General features: G+C 62.8%; 6 protein-coding genes. 2 read left to right on the top strand and 4 right to left on the bottom strand.

Annotated elements, in window-relative coordinates; all coding sequences use genetic code 11:
• Positions 1-108: 108 nt before the first annotated feature.
• Together ACFRFQ_RS08410 and fmt are read right to left on the bottom strand one after the other, a co-directional pair.
• Positions 109-1,551, bottom strand: coding sequence for an RsmB/NOP family class I SAM-dependent RNA methyltransferase (locus tag ACFRFQ_RS08410; RefSeq protein WP_378655587.1), 1,443 nt, complete (start codon positions 1,549-1,551; stop codon positions 109-111).
• Complete coding sequence (gene fmt / locus ACFRFQ_RS08405; RefSeq protein ID WP_378655584.1) at positions 1,548-2,471, bottom strand: methionyl-tRNA formyltransferase; 924 nt, start codon at positions 2,469-2,471, stop codon at positions 1,548-1,550. The genes ACFRFQ_RS08410 and fmt overlap by 4 nt, the downstream gene beginning before the upstream one ends.
• A 293-nt stretch (positions 2,472-2,764) precedes the next feature.
• Here fmt and ACFRFQ_RS08400 point away from each other — a divergent pair, with 293 nt between their 5' ends.
• Entirely contained in the window at positions 2,765-2,971 is a 207-nt protein-coding gene (locus tag ACFRFQ_RS08400; protein WP_378655581.1) for a hypothetical protein, read from the top strand.
• A 22-nt stretch (positions 2,972-2,993) separates the two neighbouring features.
• On the opposite strand, the gene ACFRFQ_RS08395 is transcribed toward ACFRFQ_RS08400, so the two are convergent.
• Positions 2,994-3,956, bottom strand: a complete 963-nt coding sequence (locus ACFRFQ_RS08395; RefSeq protein ID WP_378655578.1) for an esterase/lipase family protein — start codon at positions 3,954-3,956, stop codon at positions 2,994-2,996.
• Positions 3,957-4,023: 67 nt separating this feature from the next.
• Positions 4,024-5,463 carry an MDR family MFS transporter gene (locus ACFRFQ_RS08390; RefSeq protein ID WP_378655575.1) on the bottom strand — a complete coding sequence of 480 codons (1,440 nt, stop codon included), beginning with the start codon at positions 5,461-5,463 and terminating at the stop codon, positions 4,024-4,026.
• Between the two features lie 124 nt (positions 5,464-5,587).
• Here ACFRFQ_RS08390 and ACFRFQ_RS08385 point away from each other — a divergent pair, with 124 nt between their 5' ends.
• A complete protein-coding gene (locus ACFRFQ_RS08385) occupies positions 5,588-6,232 on the top strand; it encodes a TetR/AcrR family transcriptional regulator (protein WP_378655572.1) in 645 nt (214 codons plus the stop codon).
• The last annotated feature ends 11 nt before the right edge of the window (positions 6,233-6,243 follow it).

Here is a 6,243-nt window from a genome sequence, read left to right as displayed (position 1 = left end):
TTTGGTCGGGTTTTTTTTCTTTATCATCTTTGTCTTTGTTATTCGTCGAGCCCCCTCACAGTGGGCCCTTTTTTAACCCCCCGGCTTTAAAAACGGCCCCACGGTTGCCTACGCCAGCGGCTTACGCAAGGCCGCCATGAACATGGCATCCGTGCCGTGCCGGTGCGGCCACAGCTGAACCGAATTGCCGTCTCCGACGTCCGGCACACCGGGCACCAGTTCCTTGGTGTCGAGTTCGACGACGCCGTGACGGCGCACCGCGTCGGCGACAACGGCCAACGTTTCCGACAGGTGCGGCGAGCACGTGGAGTACAGCACCACTCCGCCGGGGCGCACCAATTCGATTGCCGCGGCCAATAATTCGCGCTGAAGCTTCACGAGTGGGGCCACATCCGACGGTTGACGACGCCACCGCGCTTCGGGTCGCCGACGCAACGCGCCCAGTCCGGTGCATGGTGCGTCGACGAGGATGCGGTCGTATCCGGGTTCGAGGCCGGACTCGCGGCCGTCTGCCACGTGTACGTCGACGGGTAGCTCACGGGTGGTCTTGCGGATCAGGTCAGCGCGGTGAGCGACGGGTTCGACGGCGTCGAGGCGCCCACCTTCGATGCCGGCGAGCGCTCCGAGGAGAGCCGCCTTACCGCCGGGGCCAGCGCAGAGATCGAGCCAGCGGCCGTTGTCTTCGCCGTCGAGCGGTGCGATGGACAGCGCCCGGGCAACCAGCTGGCTGCCTTCGTCCTGCACTCCTGCCAATCCCTGACGCACCGCGTCGAGCTGGCCGGGATCGCCGCCGTCGAGATGCACGGCGTACGGCGAGTACGGGCCGATCTCGCCGCCGGTCACCAGTGCCAGTTCTTCGGCCGAGATTTCGCCGGGACGCGCAACGAGGTGCACGGCGGGACGGGCGTCGTCGGCGATCAGGACGTCTTCGAGTTCACCGGCCGCAGCGCCGAGCGAATCGGCGAAGACCTGAGCGATCCACACGGGGTGAGCGTGCTCGAACGCGAGATGCCCGATCGCGTCCTTCGGCGCCAGCAGTTCCACCCACTCTTCCTGCGTGCGCTCGGAAACCCGGCGCAGGACCGCGTTGACGAATCCTGCTCGACCCTGGCCGGATTCAGCGCGTGCAAGATCGACGGACGTCGCGACGGCGGCGTGCGGAGCGACGCGCGTGCGCAGCAGTTGGTAAGAACCCAACCGCAGCACGTCGAGGAGGTTGCCGTCGATTTCCTCGATCGGGCGACCCGACGCGTGCACGATCACGGCGTCGAGCAGCCCCTGTGCGCGGGCAGCGCCGTACGCCAGTTCGGTTGCCAAGGCAGCGTCGCGGGAGTCGAGTTTGCGATCGCGCAGCAATCCGGGCAGAACCAAGTTTGCGTAGGCATCGCGCTCGCGGACCGCACGCAGCACGTCGAGCGCTGCGAGACGCGGCTGATCGAGTCCAGCCGTCGGATCTGGGCGCTTGGCCTGCTTCGGCTTGTTGTTTCGCGACCCGTTCCGCTTGTCGCCGGGGCCTTGGGCCTGGCGGGCTGGTCGTCGTGATTCGGTCATGCTGCTCGTACCTCCGCGTCGAGTCGGGCACCGCGTGCCCAGTCCCCTGCCGACATCAATTTCTTGCCCGGGGGCTGTATCTGCCCGAGTCGCACCGCCGTCGTAGCGGTACCGATGTAAAGACCGTCCTTGCGTACTGCGATCTCACCCACTGCCAGTACGTCGTCGGTGACGGTGACCGGTCCGAGCTTGACCCGCAGATCACCGATCATCGTCCACGCACCTGGTGCAGGCGTGACGGCCCGAATGTGACGGTCAACTGCCGCAGCTGGACGATCCCAGCGCACGCGGGCCGCGTCGACGGTCACCTTCGGGGCGTACGAGACGCCGTCGTCGGACTGGGGAACTGCCGTGATCGCGCCGGCTTCGATTCCGTCGAGCACGGATTCGAGCAGGGCGGCGCCACCATCGGCCAGCCGCCCCAGGAGATCACCGGCAGTGTCGGTGTCGCGGATACGTTCGGTCATCACGCCGTACACCGGTCCGGTGTCCATACCTGCTTCGAGGCGGAAGGCGCTGGCGCCGGTGACCTCGTCGCCGGCACTGATCGCAGCTTGCACGGGCGCAGCACCACGCCACGCGGGAAGCAGCGAGAAGTGCAGGTTCACCCATCCGAACTTCGGGATATCGAGTACGTTCTGCGGCAACAGATTTCCGTAGGCGACAACGGGCGCGCAATCCGGCTCGTAGCTCTTCAGTTCGGCCGCGAATTCCGGATCGGACGCCTTGGCGGGTGTCAGCACGGGAATGCCGTATTCGTCCGCGAGCATTCCGATGGGTGACCGGGTGACTTTGCGTCCGCGACCAGCGACGGCGTCAGGACGCGTCACCACGGCAACAACCTCGTGATTGGCCGACTCGATGAGTCGGCGCAAGGACGGGACGGCAGGTTCCGGCGTCCCGGCGAATACAACGCGCATGTCAGCCCTCCCTGTTCTCAGGGCTGCAGAGACTGTGATCAGCTCGCTGGCCGCTCGAACGTGGTGGACTGCAAGTCACGAAAGCGCTCCCGGATTTTTGTACGAATGGAACCTTCAGTCTAGGGAGTGCTGAGCCTCGGTCGTACCGCGCGGCATGTCGCGCGCATTTCTCAGCAAATTCTTTGCTCGGAACGCTGCAGATTCACCGACCGACGGTATTGACTGTTGCCGGCGTCGCCACGGGGCGTCGCACGGCAAGAAAGAACATGCACCGACCACACGGAGGTACTTCGTTGGCAGGGATCGACAGCAAGTTCGACAAGGCATACGCAGGAAAATCCATCGAAGACTTGGCCGACGCTCCGGTAGCGGCCCTGAACGGCGTAAGTGATTCGGACGCCGAGCATTTGAAGGCCGCATTCAATATCAAGACGGTACGCGATCTGGGTACCGACAAGTTCTTCATGAGGGCGCAGGCAGCGGCCAAGCTCGCAGAGTAGACGTAGTCGGTCTCAGTCGACGTCAAGAATTGGCGTCGATCACCACTTGCGGAATATCGGCGCCGAGCGGGACGGTCGTGCACGACGCGTGCCGCTCGGCATCGGGATCGAGTGAGGTGCGGATGATGTCGATCACGTATGGGTCGTACGGCATCCGGAAGTGCCCGGTCAGGTTCTGTGGGCACAGGTCCTGAAGGACGATGTTCTCGGCGCCGGGGTCCCGCAACGCGATGTTGCCTGACGGCTGGATCACTTCGTCGACACGCGAGCCGATGGTGGTGTACTGCACCCCTGGCACGGTGTCTCCCCCGTTATTGAGACTGCGCAACAGATCGGATCCCTCCATTTGTTCGCGCACGGCGACGGAGAATGTGTCTTCGACAAATTCTTCGCCGCCGGGTACGGCCCGAACGAGCGGAACCAGCCCGTACATCACACCGCCGTACGTCGGCGAGGCCAGCCCGATCCAGTGGTCGACAAACCGCGCACCACCAAGTTTGTTGATGTAGTACCGAGTTACGGTGGCGCCCTGCGAATACCCGATGACGTCGACGCGATCAGCGCCCGTTCTCGATCTCACCTGATCGACAAAAGCGCTGAATTCGCCTGCACTCGTAACGATGTCGCCGACGCCATACGTGTCTTTCTCAGGATCCCCGCCGTAGTTGAGCACAAAAACGCAATAACCGTCGGCAGCGAGCGCCGGCGCCACAGCTGCCCAATCGGTGTACGCCTGAGTGTCGGTTCCGTGTGCCAGCAACACCGGACGCGGATGCTCGGCTGTGGGCCGGCAATCGAAATCATTGGACCCGGCCGGCGCCGAATCGGGGTGGGTCTCGGCGTAGGCGGTGGCCGTGTGACGGCTTGTCTGCGCCGGCCCGACCTGCGTGGGAACACTCGCCCCGGACTGCGCGCCGGCGACGCCTGGTAGCGCCACCAGGCACGCAACCGCCACCAATCCTGCAAGTTTTGTCATGCCCGACATAATTCAGCGCTCCCGCCCCGATCCCGATCTACACCGTGTCATCATAAGTGCAGGCGAAAACACTTCTCTAGCTGGTCACCGCCGGCTTCCGAATGAAGAACGACCCTGCCACCGCGATCAAGGATATGACGCCGCCCCACACGAATGCGGTGTGAATGCCGGATTGCTGAGCAGCGATATCAGTCGAACCATCGGCGAGGCGTGAAGCGGCCGTGTTCGACATGATCGTGACGAACAGCGCTGTTCCTGCCGCACCGGCCAATTGCTGACCGGTATTGAAGATGGCACTGCCGTGGGAATACAACTCGGACGGGACCGATCCGAGCGACGACGTCATCAGCGGCGTCATGACCAGTGCGAGACCGATCATCAGCATCGAATGGATGCCGACAACTACAGGCAGGCTGGTCTCGGTACCCAGGAGCGTCATCAGCCACAACGCTCCGCTGACTACGACAACGCCGGGGATGACCAGCGGGCGCGGGCCGACGCGGTCGAATACCCGGCCGACGAATGGCGCCAGAATGCCCATGAGCAGGCCACCGGGCAGAAGCAGCAGTCCGGTTTTCAAGGTGTCGAGGCCGAGCACGTTCTGCAGGTAAAGGGGTAACAGAATCAGCGCACCGAACAGAGCCATCATGCTGATCGCCAACATGGCGAGTCCGATGCTGAACGTCGGCGTGAGGAATGGCCGCATATCCAGGAGCGCGCGTCCGTCCTCCTGACGAGACAACTGGCGCAGAACGAAGACGATCAGAGCGACGACACCGACAACAAGCGGAATCCAGACGGGTACGCCGGATCCTTCGGCCGAGTGTCCGAGGCTACCGAGCCCGTAGACGATGCCGCCGAATGCCAACGCGGACAACACAACCGACAGACCGTCGAACGGTGCAGCGCCGGTAGTAGTGAGGTTCTTGACCAATGCCGAGCCGATGGCAAACGCCACCAGGGCGATCGGCAACACGAGCCAGAACATCCAGCGCCAGTCCAGTGATCGCAGAATCACACCGGACAGTGTGGGACCGATCGCCGGGGCGACGGCAATCACGATGGAGATCACACCCATCATGGCGCCGCGTTTGTGCACCGGTACAACCCGCAGGACCGTCGTCATGAGCAACGGGAGCATGATCGCGGTACCGCCGGCTTGGATCACGCGACCCGCCAGCAGAAGTTCGAATCCGGGTGCGGATGCCGCGAGGAGCGTACCGACGCTGAAGAGCGTCATGGCCGCTGCGAATACTTGCCGGAGGGTGAATCGCTGGAACAGATAACCCGTGGTCGGAATCACGACAGCCATGGTCAGCATGAATCCAGTGGTCAGCCACTGTGCTGTGCTGGCGGTAATGTCCAGGTCCACCATCAATCGTGGCAGCGCCACGCTCATGATCGTTTCGTTGAGGATCATCACGAATGCCGCGACGACCAGCACGGTGATCAACATCTTGCTACCGCGGTCGAGGTCAACCGATTCCGGTTGAGCTTCCGTCTCTTGAATGTGCATGCGCTACTGAGAACTCTCTGGATTTAGAGGACAAATCAATCTATTACCTGACAATATCAATCATCTTGACAGTCACTGTCAAGTTGATTTCTGCTGGTAAGTTGAGCCTCATGGAGGAACGCGGATGACTACCCGCCACAGTGTCAACGTCCCGGCGACCAAACGCGCTCCCGACCTGCGGGAACGTCGTCGTCAGGAAACTCGCCTCGAAATTTCACGGGCCGCCCTCGAACTTTTCGAACTCCACGGCTCGTCGGCAACAACGGTGGACGAAATCGCGCGCCGAGCCGGGGTCTCGCCCAGCACTTTCTTTCGATGCTTCGCCACCAAAGAAGACTCGGCCCTCAGCGTCGAAGTCGAGTTCGAGACGGAGATCGTCGAATGGCTCGATGCAATCGCTGCTGACGAACTGACCCTGACGGGGATCCAGGCGATTTACGGGAACATCATCGAAAGACTGGAGACTTCGCCGGACAGGCGAGATCGAATACTGCGAGTTCGACGTCTTCTCGCGTCCGATCCACATCTGTGCGCATCGTCATTCGCGGCAGAATCCATGGCACTGATCAAGCTGACAGACCGAGTCGCCGCCAAACTCGGCGGCGAGGCTGCCCGCCCTTACGCTCGACTGCTCGTCGAAAGTGCCGCAATGACAACACGTATCGCGGTCGACACGTGGGCAGAACGTCTGGACAACGGTGCCGACGCTGATCTTGCACAGATCTACCGGAGCACCTGCGAAGATCTCCGTCGCGCCGCTGCCAGCTGATCGAGAAGCCA

The organism is Rhodococcus sp. NPDC056743, from assembly GCF_042790355.1.
Classification (GTDB): Bacteria; Actinomycetota; Actinomycetes; order Mycobacteriales; family Mycobacteriaceae; genus Rhodococcus_F.
The sequence above is the reverse complement of the archived record's forward strand: the minus strand, read 5'-3'. Positions and strand labels throughout refer to the sequence as shown.